The organism is Paraburkholderia lebeckiae (genome assembly GCF_050436325.1).
GTDB classification, from domain to species: Bacteria; Pseudomonadota; Gammaproteobacteria; order Burkholderiales; family Burkholderiaceae; genus Paraburkholderia; species Paraburkholderia tuberum.
Map to the genome: position 1 here is coordinate 690,991 of NZ_JBNDLZ010000003.1, position 18,443 is coordinate 709,433.

The following is an 18,443-nucleotide window of genomic DNA, read 5'->3' on the forward strand; positions in this document are numbered from 1 at the left end:
ATATTGGCCCGCAATGAGTGCCTGTCCACCCCACATTGTTCTCCGCTGCGCCAGCCCTGACGGCCGCCTGACCGGATCCACCGGTGCCGTTCGGAGCGTGAGGCGCAACGTGAGCATCATCGTCGAGCCGCTTGCCCCGAATGCCGGGGCGGCGGCTTTTTTAATTGCGCGCGACCGTTCGTTCATTGGTTCACGCGCTTCCGTCAAGGAGCCTATCGAAAACCAGGCGAACCGGCATCTCTAGACCGAATGCGCGCCTCCTCGCGCAAACTCGATGTCCCATGAGGGCATCGTCAGAATGCGACGGGCGGCGCACGATATGTGACCCGATCATTTCGAGGGAAACCATGCCTTTGCCTACTCCCCCCAGCAAGCTCGGCAATCTTTTGTCGCCTGACGAATACAAGGCCAAAGCCGTCACGCCCGCGCGCTCCACCGCGAAAAAACAGGCGCGTGAAGGGGAATCCGCAGAGTCGGCCGATTACGGCCGCGCCAATGTCGCCACGCCGATGGCGCACGCTGCCAACGCCGCCACCACGTTGTGGCCCGTGCCCGCCGTCGAGTCGCCGCCCGCCGCGCAACCGGCGCCGGCACTCGGCCGCAAGACCAAACAGACCGCCGCGCTGTTGCAGCCGGTTCCGTCTGCGCGCCCGCAGCTCGAAGCCGACGCGGCCGAAGCGCAGCCGGTCGTCGCACGCGCGCCCGCCGCGAAGCAGCCCACGGCCGAAACAGCCGCCGCGCCCGCCGCAGCGAGCCCTGCCGGCACGCGCAAAAAACGCGGCACGAGCTCCACGCCCGCCGAGGCGCAGAAGCTTTTCGTGCTCGACACCAACGTGCTGATGCACGATCCGAGCTGCCTGTTCCGCTTCGAGGAGCACGACGTCTATCTGCCGATGATGACGTTGGAAGAGCTCGACGACCACAAGAAGGGAATGTCGGAAGTCGCGCGTAACGCGCGTCAGGTGAGCCGCACGCTCGACGCGCTCGTCGCGAACGCGGGCGACATGGCCGACGGCATTTCGCTCGCGCGTCTGGGCAGCCGCGAGGCGTCCGGGCGGCTGTACTTCCAGACCCGGCTGACCGCGATCGAGCCGGTCGAGGGTCTGCCCGAGGGCAAGGCCGACAACCAGATCCTCGGCGTCGTGCGCGCGCTGCAGCGCGATCGCGCGGATCGCCAGGTCGTGCTGGTGTCGAAAGACATCAACATGCGCATCAAGGCGCATGCGCTCGGTCTGCCGGCCGAAGACTACTTCAATGACCAGGTGCTCGAGGACAGCGACCTGCTGTTCACGGGCATCCGCGCGCTGCCGCAAGACTTCTGGACCAGGCACGCGAAGGGCATGGAAAGCTGGCAGGACACGAAAACCGGCACCACGTACTACCGCGTGACGGGTCCGCTGTGCGCGTCGATGCTGGTCAACGAGTTCGTTTATCTGGAGCCGCAGAACGGCGAGCCCGCGTTTCATGCGCTGGTGCGCGAACTGAACGGCAAGACCGCGCTACTGCAAACGCTGCGTGACTATGGCCACCACAAGAACAACGTGTGGGGCATCACGGCGCGCAATCGCGAGCAGAACTTCGCGCTGAACCTGCTGATGAATCCGGACATCGACTTCGTCACGCTGCTCGGCCAGGCCGGCACCGGCAAGACGCTGGTCGCACTCGCGGCGGGTCTCGCGCAGGTGCTCGACGACAAGCGCTACAACGAGATCATCGTGACGCGCGCGACGGTGCCGGTCGGCGAAGACATCGGCTTTCTGCCGGGCACCGAAGAGGAAAAGATGCAGCCGTGGATGGGGGCGTTCGACGACAACCTCGAAGTGCTGCAGAAAACCGACGACGCCGCCGGCGAATGGGGCCGCGCCGCGACCCAGGAGCTGATCCGCTCGCGCCTCAAGATCAAGAGCATGAACTTCATGCGCGGCCGCACTTTCGTCGACAAGTATCTGATCATCGACGAGGCGCAGAACCTGACGCCGAAGCAGATGAAGACGCTCGTCACACGCGCGGGTCCGGGCACGAAGATCATCTGCCTTGGCAACATCGCGCAGATCGACACGCCTTACCTGACCGAGGGCAGTTCGGGCCTGACCTATGTGGTCGATCGCTTCAAGGGCTGGGCGCACAGCGGACACGTGACGCTCGCGCGCGGCGAGCGCTCGCGCCTCGCTGACTACGCGTCGGAGATTCTCTAGAGGTTCGCCGGTTTTTTTCCGGCGTTTGATCGCAGGCCGCGTCCGGTTCGTTCCGGACGCGGCTTTTTCATTGCACCGGCGTTCCCCGCGGGCAACACTTAGCGCACAAACTTCAAGTAATTTATCAACAATTCTTGCCGCAGGCTTGTTGGACGGCTACCATCCCGACATCGTCAGTGAGTAAACGGGTGCTTACCGCCCGTGCCGTCTTCATGCGCCGACTCGCCTTATCGCTGCTGCCCGTCCTGCTGCTCGCCGCCTGTGCCGGCGCGCCGCAGAAGACGTCACGCGGGTCAGGCGGCAGTGTCGTCGCGAACGGCGCCTATCGCGCGCCGCCGCCCGGCTTTCCCCACTTCGTCGATCACAGCATCGGCCGCGAGGAAATCTCCATTCAGGCGATGAGTCTCGTTGGCGTGCCCTACCGTTGGGGCGGCAATACGCCCGACAGCGGCTTCGATTGCAGCGGTCTCGTGCGGTACGTCGTGCTTCGCGCGGCGTCGGTGAACCTGCCGCGCACCACGGCCGAGATGAGCGGGCGCGGCGAGTCGGTCGAACCGGACGAAATCGCGCCTGGCGATCTGATCTTCTTCAACACGACGGGGCGCGCGCATTCGCACGTCGGCATCTACGTGGGCAAGCTGCGCTTCGTCAACGCGCCATCGACGGGCGGCACCGTGCGGCTCGACTATCTGACCAATCCCTACTGGGCGAAGCGCTTCGACGGCATCCGCCGGATGGCGGGACCGGCGGCGACGCCGGCGCCGTTCGATACGCCGAGCTATCAGGCTGCGGTGCCGCAAACCGAGCGAGGTGCTGCGGCCGCGGCGACGGGCACGGCAACAACCGTGGCCGCTCCGGCAGCGTCGATCTACGCGGGCCCGACGACGCTGTCCAGCGCGCCGTCGATGGCAACGGCCCGGCCGGTCGCGAGCGCGACGCCGGCGACCGGTGCAGGCGGCGGCACGCCCGTCGTGCAAGCCGATCAATTCGAGCCGCCGCCGCCGGGCCTCGGCGCCGCGCAGCTGCAGGCACGTTCAGCGGGCGCCGTGGCAGCGACGATGGTCCCCGCGGCTCAGGCGAGCACGTATGAAAGCGACGCTCGTTCGCCCGCTCAACCGATGCAGTCCGCGACGACCGCCCGCACCCTTGCCCAACCTTCACCCGACCCGATCGACGCCGCCGCCGATGCATTCGAACCGCCGCCACCCGCCTCCATCGCGGAACGCCAGGCCCGGCAGATGCAGCAGACCGAAGGCAGTGGATCCGTGCAGCTCATGCGTGCGTCGACGGCTTCCCACGGCGTGCCCGCACCCACGCAAAGCAGCGACGACCCGATTGCCCGTTTCGCGAACGGCAACTTTTGACGCCGTGATCTGCTATCGTCATCGATATTCTTTCGACGGCGGGTAACGACCATGGAACTCGGGCTCAGAAATAAGGTGGTGCTCATCACCGGCGGCAGCAAAGGCATCGGTTTCGCCTGCGCGCGCGCCTTCGCACAGGAAGGCGCGAGGGTGGCGATCGTGTCGCGCGACCCCGCCAACCTTGCGCGCGCCTACGAACAGCTGAAACAGGAAGGCTTCCACGTGCACCGCACGCGCGCCGACCTGCACGAAGCGCACAGCGCCGCCGATATCGTCGAGGAAGTCAGCACCGCCGTGGGCCCGATCGACATACTGATCAACAGTGCCGGCGCCGCGCGCCGGTACGACCCCGAGACGCTCGATGCCGACGCATTCCGCGCGACGATGGAAGCGAAGTATTTCCCGTATATCTATCCGCAGCAGGAAGTGCTGCGCCGTATGGCCGAGCGCGCGAAAGCCAACGGCGGTGCCGAGCCGGGCACGATCGTCAATATCATCGGCATGGGCGGCAAGGTCGCGAGCGACATCCATATCGCAGGCGGCGCGGCCAACGCGGCGCTGATGCTCGCGACCGTCGGCCTCGCGCACTACTACGCGCGCTATGGCATCCGCATCAATGCGATCAATCCGGGCTCGACGCTGACCGAGCGCGTCGAGGAAGCGGTCCGGCTGGAAGCGGCGCAGCAAGGCATCGGCAATGACGAAGCGCTGGCGCGCGGCCAGGCCCGGATGCCGCTCGGGCGCTATGCGAAGCCGGAGGAAATCGCCGACGTGGCGCTGTTCCTCGCGAGCCGCCGCGCGAGCTATGTGACGGGCGCGATCATTCCGATGGATGGTGCGAACGCGCCGCTGATCTGAACGCGTCGCGCGACGCGCTTTTTAGTCGAACTGCTAGGAGACACCGGTGCGATGCCATGGGCGGCATGTAGCCGAAGCCGGCGCGTGCTACTCAGCCAAACTCAGCCGAACCCGGTAGCGCAGGCCGGCATCGCATGGTGATTACAGGAAGTGGTGACCCAGCCACCAGGCCCCGCCTGACAGCACCGCGGAAGCCGGGATCGTCAGAATCCAGGCCCAGACGATGTTGCCGGCGACACCCCAGCGCACCGCGCTCAGCTTCTGCGTCGCGCCGACTCCGACGATCGCGCCGGTAATCGTATGCGTAGTAGAGACGGGAATGCCGAGCGCCGAGGCGGTAAAGAGCGTGATCGCTCCGCCCGCCTCCGCGCAGAAGCCGCCGACCGGCTTCAACTTCGTGATTTTCTGGCCCATCGTGCGCACGATGCGCCAGCCACCGAACAGCGTACCGAGACCCATCGACAGATAGCAGCCGCCGATCACCCACAGCGGCGGCGCGTCCGCCTTCATCGAGGCGAAGCCGGTGGCGATCAGTAGCATCCAGATGATGCCGATGGTTTTCTGCGCGTCGTTGCCGCCGTGACCCAGGCTGTACAGGCCAGCAGAGAGCAATTGCAGACGCCTGAAGCGCCGGTCGACCTTGCTAGGCGGCGTGCGGAAGTACAGCCACGACACCAGCAGCATGAAAAACGAGCCGAGCACGAAGCCGAGCAGCGGTGAAATGAAGATGAACGCGACGGTCTTCATCAGGCCGTCCCAGTTCAGCGATTCCCAGCCCGACTTCGCGAGCGCCGCACCCACGAGGCCGCCGATCAGCGCGTGCGACGAGCTGGACGGAATGCCGTAGACCCAGGTAATCACGTTCCACGCGATCGCGCCGACCAACGCGCCGAAGATCACGTAGTGGTCGACGATGTCCGGGTCGATCGTGCCCTTGCCGACGGTCGTGGCCACCTTCAGGTGAAACACGAAATACGCGATGACGTTGAACGCCGCCGCGAACGCCACCGCCTGCTGTGGCTTCAGCACGCCGGTCGACACGACCGTGGCGATCGAATTCGCCGCGTCGTGAAAACCGTTCATGAAGTCGAACACCAAAGCAATGGCAACCAGGCCGGTGACGACCCAGATAGCGAGTTGTATCGATTGCATTATGCGTTTTCCAGCACGATGCCTTCGATGATGTTCGCCACATCCTCACACTTGTCCGTGATCGTTTCGAGCAACTCGTAGATCGCCTTCAGCTTGATCAGGACCTTGACGTCGTCTTCCTCGCGGAACAGCTTCGACATCGCCGCGCGCAGCACGCGGTCGGCTTCCGATTCGAGCCGGTCGATGTCCTCGCAGGCCTTCAGGATCTGGCTCGCCTGCTTCATGTCCGACAGCAGGCTGACCGCGAACTGCACGCGCTCGCAGGTCGCCGTGCAGATATGCGCGAGCTGGCTCGCCTCCGACGTGACCGCTTGCACGTCGTACAGCGAGATCGCGGTGGCGACGTCCTCCATCAGATCGAGGATGTCGTCCATCGTCGTGATCAGCTTGTGGATCTCGTCACGGTCGAGCGGCGTGATGAAAGTCTTGTGCAGCAGGTCGATGGCTTCGTGCGTGAGCTTGTCGGCCGCTTTCTCGGCCTTTTGTACGTTCTGCTTGTGGGTTTCGGCGTCCTGCAGATTGTCGATCAGGAGCTCGAGTTCGCGGCTGGCCGAGATGATGCACGTTGCGTGCGAATTGAAGATTTCAAAGAACTTGCCCTCGGTGGGCATGAATCGACCGAACATTGGGATCCTGGAAATGGGTCACGTTATGCTGACATAAAACCGCCATATTGTACCGTTCCGTCATCATTGCCGCATTCGTGACAGCGCCGTTACAACAGCCCACGGCACTTTGCGTCACTCACCGCCGTAGAAGTTCTGCGCGCCCGCAAAATTATCGAACTTCGTGTATTGACCGTGGAAAGTGAGTCGAACGGGACCGATCGGACCGTTCCGCTGCTTGCCGATGATGATCTCCGCGGTGCCCTTGTCGGGGCTGTCCGGGTTGTACACTTCGTCGCGGTAGATGAACAGGATCACGTCGGCGTCCTGTTCGATAGCGCCCGATTCGCGCAGGTCCGACATGATTGGCCGCTTGTTGGGCCGCTGCTCGAGGCCGCGGTTCAGCTGCGACAAAGCGATCACCGGCACGTCGAGCTCCTTCGCGAGGCTCTTCAGCGAACGCGAGATTTCCGAGATTTCGGTCGCGCGGTTTTCGCCCGACGACGAGCCGCTCATCAGCTGCAGATAGTCGATGATGATCAGGCCGAGCTTGCCGCACTGGCGCGATAGCCGGCGCGCGCGCGAGCGCAGTTCCATCGGGTTCAGACCGCCGGTTTCGTCGATGAAGATCTGCGCCTCGCTCATTTTCTGCACCGCATGCGTAAGCTTCGGCCAATCCTCGTCGGTCAGGCGCCCGGTTCTCATGCGATGCTGGTCGAGCCGGCCGACCGAGCCCAGCATACGCATCGTGAGCTGCGTGCCCGGCATTTCCATCGAGAACACCGCGACGGGTAGTCCGTACTCGACCGCGACGTATTCGCCGACGTTCATCGAAAACGCCGTCTTACCCATCGACGGACGGCCCGCGACGATGATCAGCTCGCCGCCGTGCATGCCCGAGGTCATACGATCCAGATCGACGAAGCCGGTCGGCGTGCCGGTCACGTCGCTCGGATTGGCGGTGTGATAGAGCGTGTCGATCCGCTCGACCACCTGGGTCAGCAGCGGCCCGATCTCGAGAAAGCCTTGGGTGCCGCGCGCGCCGTCTTCCGCGATCGAGAACACCTTCGATTCCGCTTCGTCCAGCAATTGCCGGACTTCCTTGCCTTGCGGGTTGAACGCGTCGGCGGAGATTTCATCGGCGACCGACACGAGCCGGCGCAGCACCGCACGGTCGCGCACGATTTCCGCATAGCGGCGGATGTTGGCCGCGCTCGGTGTGTTCTGCGCGAGCGCGTTCAGGTAAGCGAGGCCGCCGACATCTTCCGCCTTGCCCGAAGTGCCGAGCGCTTCGTAGACGGTGACCACGTCGGCGGGCCGCGTGGCCGCAATCAGCTTGCCGATGTGCTCGAAGATGATGCGGTGGTCGTAGCGGTAGAAGTCGCTTTGCGCGAGGAAGTCGGCGATGCGGTCCCACGCCGCGTTATCGAGCAGCAGGCCCCCCAGCACCGATTGCTCGGCTTCGATCGAATGCGGCGGGACTTTCAGCGACTCGAGTTGGGGATCTTTGGACGGTGCGTTCATGGGGAGGAATTATCGGGCAATCCGGCGACGGCTGCGAGCGGAAAAAACGCGAATACGGGGATATACGAGAGATAGTCGGGCACAAAAAAAGCAGGGGCCGGTTTCCCGGCCCCTGCTCTTCACCAGCAATACGCTGGCTGATCCTGCCTGATGCTTAGACGCGGTCGGCTTGGACGCGGTCGGCTTAGACGTGCTCGCCGATCACGGCCACCGTCACATCGACGAGAACGTCGGTGTGCAGCGAAACCTGAACCTGGTGCTCGCCAACCATCTTCAGCGGGCCTTCCGGCAGACGCACTTGCGCCTTTTCCACTGCGAAGCCTTGCTTGCCAAGCGCTTCGGCGATGTCGGCGTTGGTCACCGAGCCGAACAGACGGCCGTCGACGCCAGCCTTCTGATTGACCTGAACGGTCTGGCCTGCCAGCTTTTCGCCTTGAGCCTGAGCGGCTGCCAGCTTTTCAGCGGCGTGCTTTTCCAGTTCTGCGCGGCGCACTTCGAATTCAGCCAGCGCGTCCTTCGTTGCACGGCGAGCTTTTTTATTCGGGATCAGGAAGTTACGTGCGTAGCCGTCCTTGACCTTCACGATGTCGCCGAGGTTACCCAGATTGACGACTTTTTCCAGAAGAATGATTTGCATTCGGATGCTCCTTATCGCGTCGTCGGGTTAGGCCTTGTGCTGGTCGGTGTACGGCACCAGCGCGAGGAAACGTGCGCGCTTGATAGCCGTGTCCAGCTGGCGTTGATAATGCGCCTTGGTACCCGTGAGACGTGCCGGCGTGATCTTGCCGTTCTCGCCGATGAAGTCCTTCAGCGTTTCGATGTCTTTGTAGTCGATGTACTCGACGCCAGCAGCCGTGAAACGGCAGAACTTCTTGCGCTTGAAGAGCGGGTTCTGTTGCTGACGACGCTTGTCGAATTTCTTACCAGTCGGGCGGGGCATGATTAGTCCTTTCCAATGTCCTGCAATGCTGTGATGTGAAATACCAGAGTTCGCGCGTTACGGTGCTTTTTAGCCAGAAAACCTGTGAAGAGCGTTTCGACGCCCATCTGACAGTTTTCGAGCTTACCGCTCGCTTCGCCCGCGGCGACCGCCTGCATGGTCAGTTCGACCTGACGGGCAATGCCCGCCTCGACGACTTCCGTGCGGTGGTGCAACGTGCAGCTTGCAATCGGAACGCCGGCGGGGGTGTACCGCACCGGTTCGCGTTCGACGACGCTCGCCGTAAGTTGCAGCCGGTTCATGTACCTGTTTATGTCTCGTGTACGTGAGCGGAGCGACGCTGCGTGTCTGGCAGCTTAAACAATGAGTCTTAAGCCTGCGCTTCGGTCGGCTGAGCTGCTGCCGACTTCTTGGCTTCTTCGCGCTGCACTTCCTTCATCATCGGCGACGGGCCGGTTTCGGCCTTCTTCATCTTGACGATGAGGTGACGCAGAACGGCGTCGTTGAACTTGAACGCATGTTCCAGCTCGTCGAGCGTGGTCTGGTCGCACTCGATGTTCATGCAGACGTAGTGAGCCTTCGCGAGTTTCTCGATCATGTAGGCCAGTTGGCGACGGCCCCAGTCTTCGACGCGGTGGACCTGACCACCGTGCGACGTGATCGTGCTCTTGTAACGCTCGATCATGGCGGGCACCTGCTCGCTTTGATCGGGATGCACGATAAAGACGATTTCGTAATGACGCATTACACACTCCTTGTGCTGACTTTTGGATAGAAGCCGCCCGGGCGTCGAAACCGGTGCGGCAAGTGAGAAGCCCAAAAGTGTAACCCGAATGGGGACGGGTTGCAAGGAATTCCGCCGATTCGGCGGCGGAATCGGATGTGTTTTCAAGAGTTTAGGTGGTGGGTCGCGGAAGTCGGGCCGTTCTTGTCCCTCAGCCCGCTTCCGTGCGCTGGCTGCCGCTCTGCAAACGCGCTCTGAGCGCCGCTTCGAGACCACTGAGCGCATCGGGTGCGGCGTCCGTGATCGCCCACCAGGTCATGCCCGCCGCGTCCCAGTGCGCGATCGAATAGCCGTCGTGGGCGAGCGATGCCGGCGCCGCGCCGTCAATGCCACGCGTTGTGGACTGCGGAAATACATACACGTCGATCACGTGCTTGCCGTAGCGGTACACGAGCACCGCGACCCGCTGGTGCGCGAGGTAGTCGAGCCGGCCCCCCTCCAGCGCGAAGCCGGCCGCCGCGAGGTCCTCGACCGGCGGCGAGTAGTCGAGTCGACCGTTGAACCATGGCTTGACCGTGTGACGGTCGGTCGAAATTACGTCGATGTCGCGGCCGGAAACCTGCGCGCGCACATGGCTTTCGATGAGTTCGTCGGTGAATGGCGTGAATTCGGCGGGACGGCGCAGCGTCAGCGTCAGGACAGCGGTGGCCGCACACAGCGCGATCATGAGCACCGCGAGACCGCCGCGCGCGACCACGCGGTTGGCGCCGCCGGCTGCATGCGGTCCGTTGAAGCCGATTAGCCGGCCGCGTGAATCGCCCGAGCGACCCGGACCGCTGAAGCCTCTGAGCCACCGGTCGAGCCACGCGGGCCGCCGCGCCCAGCGACGCTGACGCTGAGGTTCGTACGTCGCCATGTCGGTCATCCCGGCGCTAGCGCTGCCGGTAGACTCCTCCTCTGCATCTTCAGGCGCCGCCGTCGTGGCCAACCCCACAGACCGCAAGGTGAACTTCCCGTGGGGCGCGTTCCACTTCGCGCCGACCGCCAAGGGGGCGCCGATCACGCTGAACCCAACGGCCGTGCCGAGCACCGCGAACAAATCGAGCCCGTTGGAACTGCCGCTGCTCGATGCGACCGTCGAGCGCGCGAACGGCGCCAAGGTGGGCCGTGTGGTCGACGTGCTGATCGACGGCAACGCGCAGCCGCAGGCGATCGTCCTCGACGTCGGCGGGATGGTCAGCACCGACCGGCGCACCATCGCCGCGAACTGGTCAGCGCTGCGCTTCGTCACGCGTGACAAGGAACTGCATCCGCAGATCGATCTGAGCGACGCGCAGATCAACGCGACGCCGCTCTACGCGAGCGACAAGCCGATTCGCGCGGTGTCGCCGGCGCCGCCCGCGCAGCCTGCCGCCAGCGCCGCGCCGGCGGCCTCGGCGCCGCCGGCCGCATCGTCGGCCGTCGCGGTTTCCAACGCACGGGCGGTCCGATGACGGTCCGTACTATGGTCACGGCGCGAAGTCTGCGCGCGCTCGATTGGCTCAACTTCTTCGTCGCCAACGTGCAGACGGGCTTCGGGCCGTTCATTGCGTCCTACCTCGCATCGCACAAGTGGACCCAGGGCGAGATCGGCATGGTGCTGTCGGTCGGCACGATCAGCGCGATGGTCAGCCAGGTACCCGGCGGCGCCGCGGTGGATGCGTTGCGCAACAAGAAAGCGGCGGCCGCGTGGGCGATCGGCGCGATCATCCTCAGCGCGATGCTGCTCGCGATCAGCCCGACCGTGCTGCCGGTGATCGCCGCCGAGGTGTTCCACGGCTTCGCGAGCTGCATGCTGACGCCGGCGCTCGCGGCGATCTCGTTCGCGCTGGTGGGTCGCGCGAATCTCGGCGACCGGCTCGGCCGCAATGCGCGCTGGGCGTCGATCGGCAGCGCGGTCGCGGCTGGTCTGATGGGACTGTTCGGCGAGTACTACTCGCCGCGCGCGGTGTTCGTCCTGACCGCGGGCCTCGCGGTTCCGGCGCTGATCGCGCTCGCGATGATCCAGCGCACCGACACGATCGAGCTGCCGCAAGCGACGCCCACCCCCGAGCAGCTCGAGCGGCGCGAAAGCCTGCGCGAGCTGCTGCGCGACAAGCGCATGCTGCTGTTCGCCGCGTGCATCGTGCTGTTCCATCTGTCGAACGCGGCGATGCTGAACCTGGCCGCCGGCGAAGTGACGGCCGGCATGGGAGACAACGTGCAGCTCGTGATCGCGGCATGCATCATCGTGCCGCAGGCGATCGTCGCGATGATGTCGCCGTGGGTCGGGCGCTCGGCCGAACGCTGGGGCCGCCGGCCGATTCTGCTGCTCGGCTTCTCCGCGTTGCCGATCCGCGCGCTGCTGTTCGCGGGCATCAGCAGCCCCTATCTGCTCGTGCCGGTGCAGATGCTCGACGGCTTGAGCGCCGCGGTATTCGGCGTGATGCTGCCGCTGATCGCCGCCGACGTCGCCGGCGACAAGGGCCGCTACAACCTGTGTATCGGCCTGTTCGGTCTCGCGGCTGGCATCGGCGCGACGTTGAGCACGACGGCGGCGGGCTTCGTCGCCGATCGTTTCGGCAACACGGTGAGCTTCTTCTGCCTCGCGGCGGCCGGTGCGCTCGCGGTGCTGCTGGTGTGGGCGGCGATGCCCGAGACGCGCGACGCGGCGACGGCCAGCAACGGCGATGGCGCGGCTGTGCCCGGTCGTGGAAAGTCGGCGGCGAGGTGAGTCAGTCGGCGAGAAACACCTCTTCGCCTCGACCCAATGGCACGACGACCGGTCGCTGCACGACGGTCTCGATATCGATGTGCCGCCCCTCGCGCGAAGAGCGTTCGAAGGCATCCAGCACCTCTAGCACGTGTAGCGCCAGTTCGCCGCTCGCGCGATGCGGCCGACCTCGACGCAACGCCATGGCCATGTCCAGCACGCCCACAGCGCGGTAATTGGCCACCCGCGCACCACTCCTCAACGTGAAGTTGTCGACGCCAAAAGCATGGACCTGTGTGTCGAGCGGCTTAAAGCCGCCATCACGTTCAGCCACGCGCGGACTCCCGCCGAAGAAATTGGGATCGACGCCCAACAGGCTACCTTCCGTGCCATAGATCTCGATGGGCGCACGCTGATGGGCCCACACGTCCCAGGAGGCGCTCATCACCACGTTGGCCCCATCCGCAAAATGCAGGATACCGTTGACCGTGGTGGGCACCTCGACCTCGATGACCTGGCCCCTCAGCGGCTCACTGGAGATGATGCGCTGGGGAAAACCGATGGTGGCGCAAGCAGACACGCGTGCCACCGGCCCAAGCAGATTGACCAACTGCGTCACGTAATACGGGCCCATGTCGTGAATCGGGCCGCCGCCTGGCTTGAAAAAAAACTCAGGATTGGGATGCCAGGACTCCATGCCGCGGGACAACACGGCCACGGCCCCGCCAATGGCACGCCCAATGCGGCCCGCATCGAGCGCCGCGCGGCACGCCTGATGGGCCGCGCCGAAGAAGGTGTCCGGTGCGCAGCCCACGCGTAATCCCGAAGCCTCGGCTCGCGCCAGCATCGCGCGTGCGGACGCGAAGTCGGTACCCAGGGGCTTTTCGAGGTAGACGTGCTTGCCCGCCTCCAGAATCTGCAGGCTGACCGGCACATGCGCGTGCGGCACCGTAAGGTTGATGACGATTTCGATGTCGGGGTCGGCCAGCAGCGCATCCACCGTCATCGCGGCAACGCCGTGCTGCGCGGCCTTGGCCCGGGCGGCCTCCGGACGCAAGTCGGCGCAAGCCTTGATGCGGACGAATTCCGAATTCGCCGCGCCGGTGAAATAGGCATCGCTGATGTTGCCGCAACCGATGATGCCGACGAAGACAGGTTTCATGGATCAGGCTCCGAGCTGGTGCAGATAGGCAAAGGCATTGCGGGCGAAGCGTTCGCCGTCGCTGGGATTGTCGTGCTCGGCGGCGAGGAAACGCGCCCCCGCTTCGCGGCAGGCGGCGGCCAGCGTGGGCCAATCCATGACGCCGTGACCGACGTCGGCCCAGCCGTCCTCGTCCAGTTTTTCACCCGCGGGCGCGAGGTCTTTCGCATGGGCCGAGACCACGCGGCCCGTATAACGACGAAGCCATGGCAGAGGATCGGCGCCGCCGCGCACGAGCCAGGCTACATCTACTTGCCAGCCGAGCGGGCTTGCCCCGGCGGACTCGAACAGCAGTTCCAGCGCCGTTGCGCCGTTCTCCTTGGGGCTGAGTTCCCAATCATGGTTGTGGTAAGCGAGGGCGATGCCCTGAGCGGCTAGCCGATGGGCGAGGCTGCCCAACTCGTTGCCGAGCGCCCGCCAATATGCGGCGTCACTGTCGCGCTCGGCGGGCGGCACCGCGGGCATGACCAACTGGGTGATACCGAGGGTCTCGCAGGCCACGGTCACTTCGTGCAAACGCTCACGTAGCATGGCCATGCTGAGGTGGCTGGAGGAGGCGCCCAGGCCGCGCGCCTGAAGCTTGTTCCGGGTGTCGGCCGCGTTTTCGAGCAAGGACCCGATCAGCTCCACCTGGCGAAATCCGGCTTGGGCGGCAATGTCGAACTGCCGGTCGAGTTCGCCCGCATTACGCAGGCTGTAAATCTGGATGGAAATGGGCAAGGCTTGATTCATGGTCGTCAACCCAAAGAGTCAAGGTGGATCCGGCACGGATGGCCTACGGAACCGGGCGCGAGTCAAAAGGTAAGCGCTTTCCCGTTTACTTGGAACACGGGCTTTACCCTATGCAGCAGGAGCCGGCACAAACAGGAGCTTCGTCTAAGCGGATTGCATAATGCCGCGGTTTGCAGACACCATGGATTCCCGCAAGGCGAGTCCGAACCCCGCTTGATTTCGACGTTCGATAACGCATGATGGGAAAAATTTTTCCCGTGATGCTAGAATCGTTACCTTCCTGCTGGTGACAGATGCGCCGCTGCCTGAATGAACCCATGCGAAGCAAACCCTCCATCGAAGCCGTTGCCCGCGAGGCTGGCGTTTCCATTGCCACGGTGTCGCGTGTGCTCAACGGGACGAAGGCCGTGACGGCGGCCACGCGTGAGCGGGTCGAGGCAGCCGTAAGGGCACTGAACTACCGGGCCAATCCGTTCGGCCGCAGCCTGAGTACCGGTCAGAGTCGCATTCTGCTGATGCTCATGCCGGATTTCTCCAACCCCTACTACGCCGAGATCGTGCGCGGGGCCGGCGCGGTCAGTCGCCAGGCCGGTTACACGCTGCTTCCGGCGGACCTGGAAGCCTGGAGTGGCACGGCGGACGCCTCGCTGCCGACGCTGGCTGGCAGTCTGAGCGACGGCGTCATCAATCTCGTGCCCATGTCCGACCCGGCAGCCCGGCGCGAGGCGGCGAACGGCAAGCCTTGGGTCAATTGCTCGGAATTCTTGCCCGGTAGCGACGTGCCTTATGTCAGCATCGACCATCGCCAGGCCGGTACGGATGCCGTGCAGTACCTCATCAACAAGGGCCACCGGCGCATCGGCTTCATCACCAGCGATGAGCGCTTCCTGTATGCGCGTCAGCGCCGCGAGGGCTATGACGCAGCACTACTGCGCGCCGGCCTCGCGCCTGCGCCCGAGCTCGTCTGCGTCACTGGCGACAATAGTTACGCCGCCGGAAGCCAGGCGGCGGCAAAGCTGCTGGCGGTGGTGGAACCGCCGAGCGCCGTGTTCGCCGTGTCGGACACGTTGGCCATCGGCGCGATCAAGGGCTTTAGCAAAGCCGGCCGGCGGGTTCCGCACGACGTGGCGGTAATGGGCTTCGACGACGTGCCCATCGCTGGCATCTTCGAGCCGGGGCTGACGACCGTGGCCCAGCCCATGGTCGAACTGGGCGCCGCGGCGGCCGAAATGCTGCTGGCGCTGCTCGACGGCCAACGCCCGGCGTCGCGCATCCTGCAGCATCAGCTGGTGCTGCGGGAGTCGGTTTGAGCGGTCGATCGGGAGAAGTAAAGATCTGCTTTGCCCACCGAGGTGGTTTGTAGCTGTACAAGGACAATCCCCCGGTTTGCGACTCCCTCGACTTGCTACCTTATCTTCCTCGTCAGCCGTGCGACCGGTCACATCGTTGGCGCGCCGGATGCTCGTCCGCAAGTGGCTCTTTTTCTGCATCGTAGGCCTCAAGCAGCAAAGCCGGCTCCTTTTCGCGGGACAACGAGATCTGCTGGCATGACGCAGACCTGCTCACTACGATTCTTCATGTGTGAGCGCTACGGTTCGCGCGAATCCGGTCGGATCGCGGGCCGTTGGCAATCACCCTCCGTGGAAGGAGGAGTCATGTCACCCTCGTCATCAAGTCGTCCGATGCAACGCGCGCCCTCTCGCCCGCAGTCGTCCAGGCGCACCGCACCTGGTATCGTTGTCTCGCTCCTGGGATTGTCATTGGCGCACGCGGCATTCGCTGCGGGTGTTCTACCGCAAGGCGGACACTACGTCGCCGGCGTGGGAACCATCGCTAGTCAGTGCGATGCGCTCACCATCACGCAACCTGGCTCGACTCGTGGCGTGATCAACTGGACCAGCTTCTCGATCGGCAAAGGCAACACCGTCACGTTCAACAACGGTTCGGGCGCAACGCTCAATCGCGTGACGGCCAGCGCGCCTTCGGTGCTTCTCGGCAGTCTGAATGCAACGGGCAGTGTGTACCTGATCAACCCGCAGGGCATCGTGGTGGGACGCAGCGGCGTCATCAGCGCGGGCGGACGGTTCGTGGCTTCGACGCTCGATCTGCCGGATACCGCCTTCATGAATGGCGGGCCGCTCACGTTCTCCGGCACGTCGAATGGCAAGGTGGTGAATCTCGGCAAGATCAGTTCCAGCGGCGGCGACATCTTTCTTATCGCACGCGATGTCGTGTTGAATGACGGCGTGGTAAGCGCACCGAACGGCACCGCTGAATACGTGGTTGGGCAGCAGGTGATGTTGTCCGATTCGTCGAGCGGCAGACAGTTATTCGTGCAGACGGGCAGCAAAGGTACCGTGGTCGATCGGGGCACGACACAGGCCGCGCAGATCAATCTCGAAGCGGCCGACGGCAACATCTACGCGCTTGCCGGTGGCGGCTCGCGAATCCGCGCGACCGGAACGGCTACGCGCGACGGCCACATCTGGCTGGTAGCCGACAGCGGTCACGTAACGCAACAAGGCACCATCGCAGCGAAGAACGTCGATGGCAGCGGCGGAACCGTCGATACACTTGCCGCCACGCTCACGTTCGCGCACGACGCAGCGGTTCAGGCGGGGCTGTGGAACGTCTCCACACCAGGCTTCACCGTCGATCGCGCCACGGCGCGCGCTTTCATGCGCAGTCTGAACAATGGCACATCGGTCGACGCAAGCGCGACTGGCACCGATGGCGCAAGCGGTGATCTGACCGTTGCGTCGAATCTCCGCTGGAAAGGTCCGGCGTCGCTCTCGCTCGCGGCGGCTCACGATGTGACGATCGCACCGGGGACGACGCTAAGGAACACCGGCAGCGGCAATTTGAGTTTGCGGGCGGACTCGACGGCCATCGATAACGCCGGCAGCGTGGCCAACCACGGCACGATCGACTGGTCCAACAGTACCGGCACCGTCAGCGCGCTTTACGATATGAACGGCAGCTACACCCCCGGGACGATCCTCCCCAATACGGCGTGGACAGCCGCGCCTTTTAGCGGGCTGGTGACGCAAGTGACCGGCTACAGGCTGATCAATTCGCTGACCGATCTGCAGAACATCTCGCTCGACCTGGCTGGCAACTATGCGCTCGGCAAGGATATCGATGCCAGCGCGACGGATCTTTCTTCCCGCAGTGTGTCCTCCGGCGGTGTCGACTTCATTCCGCTTGGCAACGCGGCTAGCCCGTTCTCCGGCCAGTTCGATGGAATGGGACATGTGATCGACCACTTCAATGAGCTGGAGAATTTCTCGCCGTCGGAGACCCGCTCCGCCGGCCTGTTCGGCGAGATTGGCAGCGCGGGCGTCGTGCGTAACGTCGGCATGACGAACAGCCTGCTGATCGCCGTCCAGAATGTTGGCATCAACCAGCCCTTTCCGATCGCCTACGGCATCCTCGCGGGTCGCAACCTGGGCTTGATCACATACGCGTACACGACCGGTGGCCGCTCTGCTCCGCACTATGGCAACGTGCCGATCGGCGGTTTGGTGGGCATCAACGATGGCGTCATCGAGCGTTCGTGGAGCAGCGCCTCCGTGGGTGACGCCGGCGAAGCAGGCGGCCTCGCCGGCGGCAACTCAGGGCTGATCCTTCAATCGTTCAGCACCTCTGATGTCAGCGGGAACGTGTTCATTAGCCCCGGCGGACTTGTCAGCACAAACGGTGGCACGATTTCGCAGTCATACGCTGCCGGGAATGTTCTCGGACTTTTTGCGGCCGGCGGATTGGCTTACGCGAATAGCGGTGTCATCGAGCAGTCGTTCGCAGCAGGCCCGGTTCGGGGCCCGTCGTATCAGGGCCCGGACTACGGCACTTACGGCGGTATCGTCGCCTACAGCGTCGGCGGAACGCTCGCAAGTAACGTCTATTGGGACAAAGAGACGACGACACGTATGGTGAGCTCAGGATATGGCTCTCAACTGCCTGCGTCGAACGGCCTCACCACCGCGCAGATGGGCAATCCGTCAAGCTTCGACGCATCGTGGGACTTTAGCCCGACGGGCGTGTGGGTCATGCCGCCTGGCGCGTCGCATCCTATCCTGCGCTGGCAATCAGGTCAGTGAGCACGAGAATGCCGCGGCGCGCATCTGGTTGACTCTGCCGCGGCAGTCGGTGCGGTCTGACCGGGCGTTTGTGGCCGCTCGCCCTGTGAGGACCCTTCTGACGCGCTTCTTCTATCCCTTAGGTTGTGCGTTGTTCAAGTGCCCCAGACCAATATTTTCCCGATGAAATATAAGCGGTCTCGTAAGCGATTCTTGAACTGGACTCTCAGGCTTGCTAAATTTCAGGGACATTTCCAATGTAAGTTGATGCGGCGATCGATAAGCAAAGGGGAAAGATCTATGGCTGTCGTCGTTCACAACCTCGCTGTGGGTCATTC

At 64.1% G+C, this 18,443-nt stretch carries 17 protein-coding genes and 1 pseudogene; 8 read left to right on the forward strand and 10 right to left on the reverse strand.

Translation table 11 applies throughout. The features are described from left to right. Positions 1–109: 109 nt before the first annotated feature. The 4 genes from OKW44_RS21110 to OKW44_RS21125 all read left to right on the forward strand — a co-directional run bounded on the left by OKW44_RS21110 (position 110) and on the right by OKW44_RS21125 (position 4,417). Positions 110–244 (forward strand): hypothetical protein, encoded by a 135-nt coding sequence (locus OKW44_RS21110; protein WP_260321379.1) that lies wholly within the window; start codon positions 110–112, stop codon positions 242–244. 103 nt (positions 245–347) lie between these two features. Next, positions 348–2,195 carry a PhoH family protein gene (locus tag OKW44_RS21115; RefSeq protein WP_026225413.1) on the forward strand — a complete coding sequence of 616 codons (1,848 nt, stop codon included), beginning with the start codon at positions 348–350 and terminating at the stop codon, positions 2,193–2,195. A gap of 212 nt (positions 2,196–2,407) precedes the next feature. Next, positions 2,408–3,559 (forward strand): C40 family peptidase, encoded by a 1,152-nt coding sequence (locus OKW44_RS21120; RefSeq protein ID WP_018418168.1) that lies wholly within the window; start codon positions 2,408–2,410, stop codon positions 3,557–3,559. 51 nt (positions 3,560–3,610) lie between these two features. Further along, positions 3,611–4,417 carry an SDR family oxidoreductase gene (locus OKW44_RS21125; protein WP_018418169.1) on the forward strand — a complete coding sequence of 269 codons (807 nt, stop codon included), beginning with the start codon at positions 3,611–3,613 and terminating at the stop codon, positions 4,415–4,417. 141 nt (positions 4,418–4,558) lie between these two features. Here OKW44_RS21125 and OKW44_RS21130 read toward each other — a convergent pair whose 3' ends face one another. The 8 genes and pseudogenes from OKW44_RS21130 to OKW44_RS21165 form a co-directional block, all read right to left on the reverse strand. After that, positions 4,559–5,569 carry an inorganic phosphate transporter gene (locus tag OKW44_RS21130; protein WP_018418170.1) on the reverse strand — a complete coding sequence of 337 codons (1,011 nt, stop codon included), beginning with the start codon at positions 5,567–5,569 and terminating at the stop codon, positions 4,559–4,561. Next, positions 5,569–6,195, reverse strand: coding sequence for a DUF47 domain-containing protein (locus OKW44_RS21135; protein WP_018418171.1), 627 nt, complete (start codon positions 6,193–6,195; stop codon positions 5,569–5,571). The genes OKW44_RS21130 and OKW44_RS21135 overlap by 1 nt, the downstream gene beginning before the upstream one ends. A 114-nt stretch (positions 6,196–6,309) precedes the next feature. After that, a complete protein-coding gene (locus OKW44_RS21140) occupies positions 6,310–7,698 on the reverse strand; it encodes a replicative DNA helicase (protein WP_018418172.1) in 1,389 nt (462 codons plus the stop codon). A gap of 184 nt (positions 7,699–7,882) precedes the next feature. Beyond that, the gene (rplI, locus tag OKW44_RS21145) at positions 7,883–8,335 is read right to left on the reverse strand and encodes a 50S ribosomal protein L9 (protein WP_018418173.1); all 453 of its coding nucleotides are present in this window, start codon (positions 8,333–8,335) and stop codon (positions 7,883–7,885) included. A 27-nt stretch (positions 8,336–8,362) separates the two neighbouring features. Then, on the reverse strand, positions 8,363–8,638 hold the full coding sequence (gene rpsR / locus OKW44_RS21150; RefSeq protein WP_013588504.1) for a 30S ribosomal protein S18: 276 nt from the start codon (positions 8,636–8,638) through the stop codon (positions 8,363–8,365). 2 nt (positions 8,639–8,640) lie between these two features. After that, a complete protein-coding gene (gene priB / locus OKW44_RS21155; RefSeq protein ID WP_008922420.1) occupies positions 8,641–8,940 on the reverse strand; it encodes a primosomal replication protein N in 300 nt (99 codons plus the stop codon). 68 nt (positions 8,941–9,008) lie between these two features. Beyond that, positions 9,009–9,383 carry a 30S ribosomal protein S6 gene (rpsF, locus tag OKW44_RS21160; RefSeq protein WP_018418174.1) on the reverse strand — a complete coding sequence of 125 codons (375 nt, stop codon included), beginning with the start codon at positions 9,381–9,383 and terminating at the stop codon, positions 9,009–9,011. Between the two features lie 190 nt (positions 9,384–9,573). Then, positions 9,574–10,347: pseudogene (locus tag OKW44_RS21165) on the reverse strand (anti-sigma factor family protein); the annotation flags it as partial. Here OKW44_RS21165 and OKW44_RS21170 point away from each other — a divergent pair. Then, positions 10,343–10,855, forward strand: coding sequence for a hypothetical protein (locus OKW44_RS21170; protein ID WP_429411277.1), 513 nt, complete (start codon positions 10,343–10,345; stop codon positions 10,853–10,855). The pseudogene OKW44_RS21165 and the gene OKW44_RS21170 sit on opposite strands and share 5 nt — an antisense overlap. Next, positions 10,852–12,114, forward strand: coding sequence for an MFS transporter (locus OKW44_RS21175; protein ID WP_026225485.1), 1,263 nt, complete (start codon positions 10,852–10,854; stop codon positions 12,112–12,114). The genes OKW44_RS21170 and OKW44_RS21175 overlap by 4 nt, the downstream gene beginning before the upstream one ends. A 1-nt stretch (position 12,115) precedes the next feature. Here the strand turns inward: OKW44_RS21175 and OKW44_RS21180 are convergent, their stop codons facing one another. Continuing rightward, a complete protein-coding gene (locus tag OKW44_RS21180) occupies positions 12,116–13,255 on the reverse strand; it encodes a Gfo/Idh/MocA family protein (RefSeq protein WP_018418567.1) in 1,140 nt (379 codons plus the stop codon). 3 nt (positions 13,256–13,258) lie between these two features. Beyond that, the gene (locus OKW44_RS21185) at positions 13,259–14,026 is read right to left on the reverse strand and encodes a sugar phosphate isomerase/epimerase family protein (protein ID WP_018418568.1); all 768 of its coding nucleotides are present in this window, start codon (positions 14,024–14,026) and stop codon (positions 13,259–13,261) included. Between the two features lie 317 nt (positions 14,027–14,343). Here OKW44_RS21185 and OKW44_RS21190 point away from each other — a divergent pair, with 317 nt between their 5' ends. Further along, positions 14,344–15,336: a LacI family DNA-binding transcriptional regulator gene (locus tag OKW44_RS21190; protein ID WP_018418569.1), complete on the forward strand. Its 993-nt coding sequence runs from the start codon at positions 14,344–14,346 to the stop codon at positions 15,334–15,336. 345 nt (positions 15,337–15,681) lie between these two features. Further along, entirely contained in the window at positions 15,682–18,126 is a 2,445-nt protein-coding gene (locus tag OKW44_RS21195) for a two-partner secretion domain-containing protein (protein WP_026225486.1), read from the forward strand. Positions 18,127–18,443: the final 317 nt, after the last annotated feature.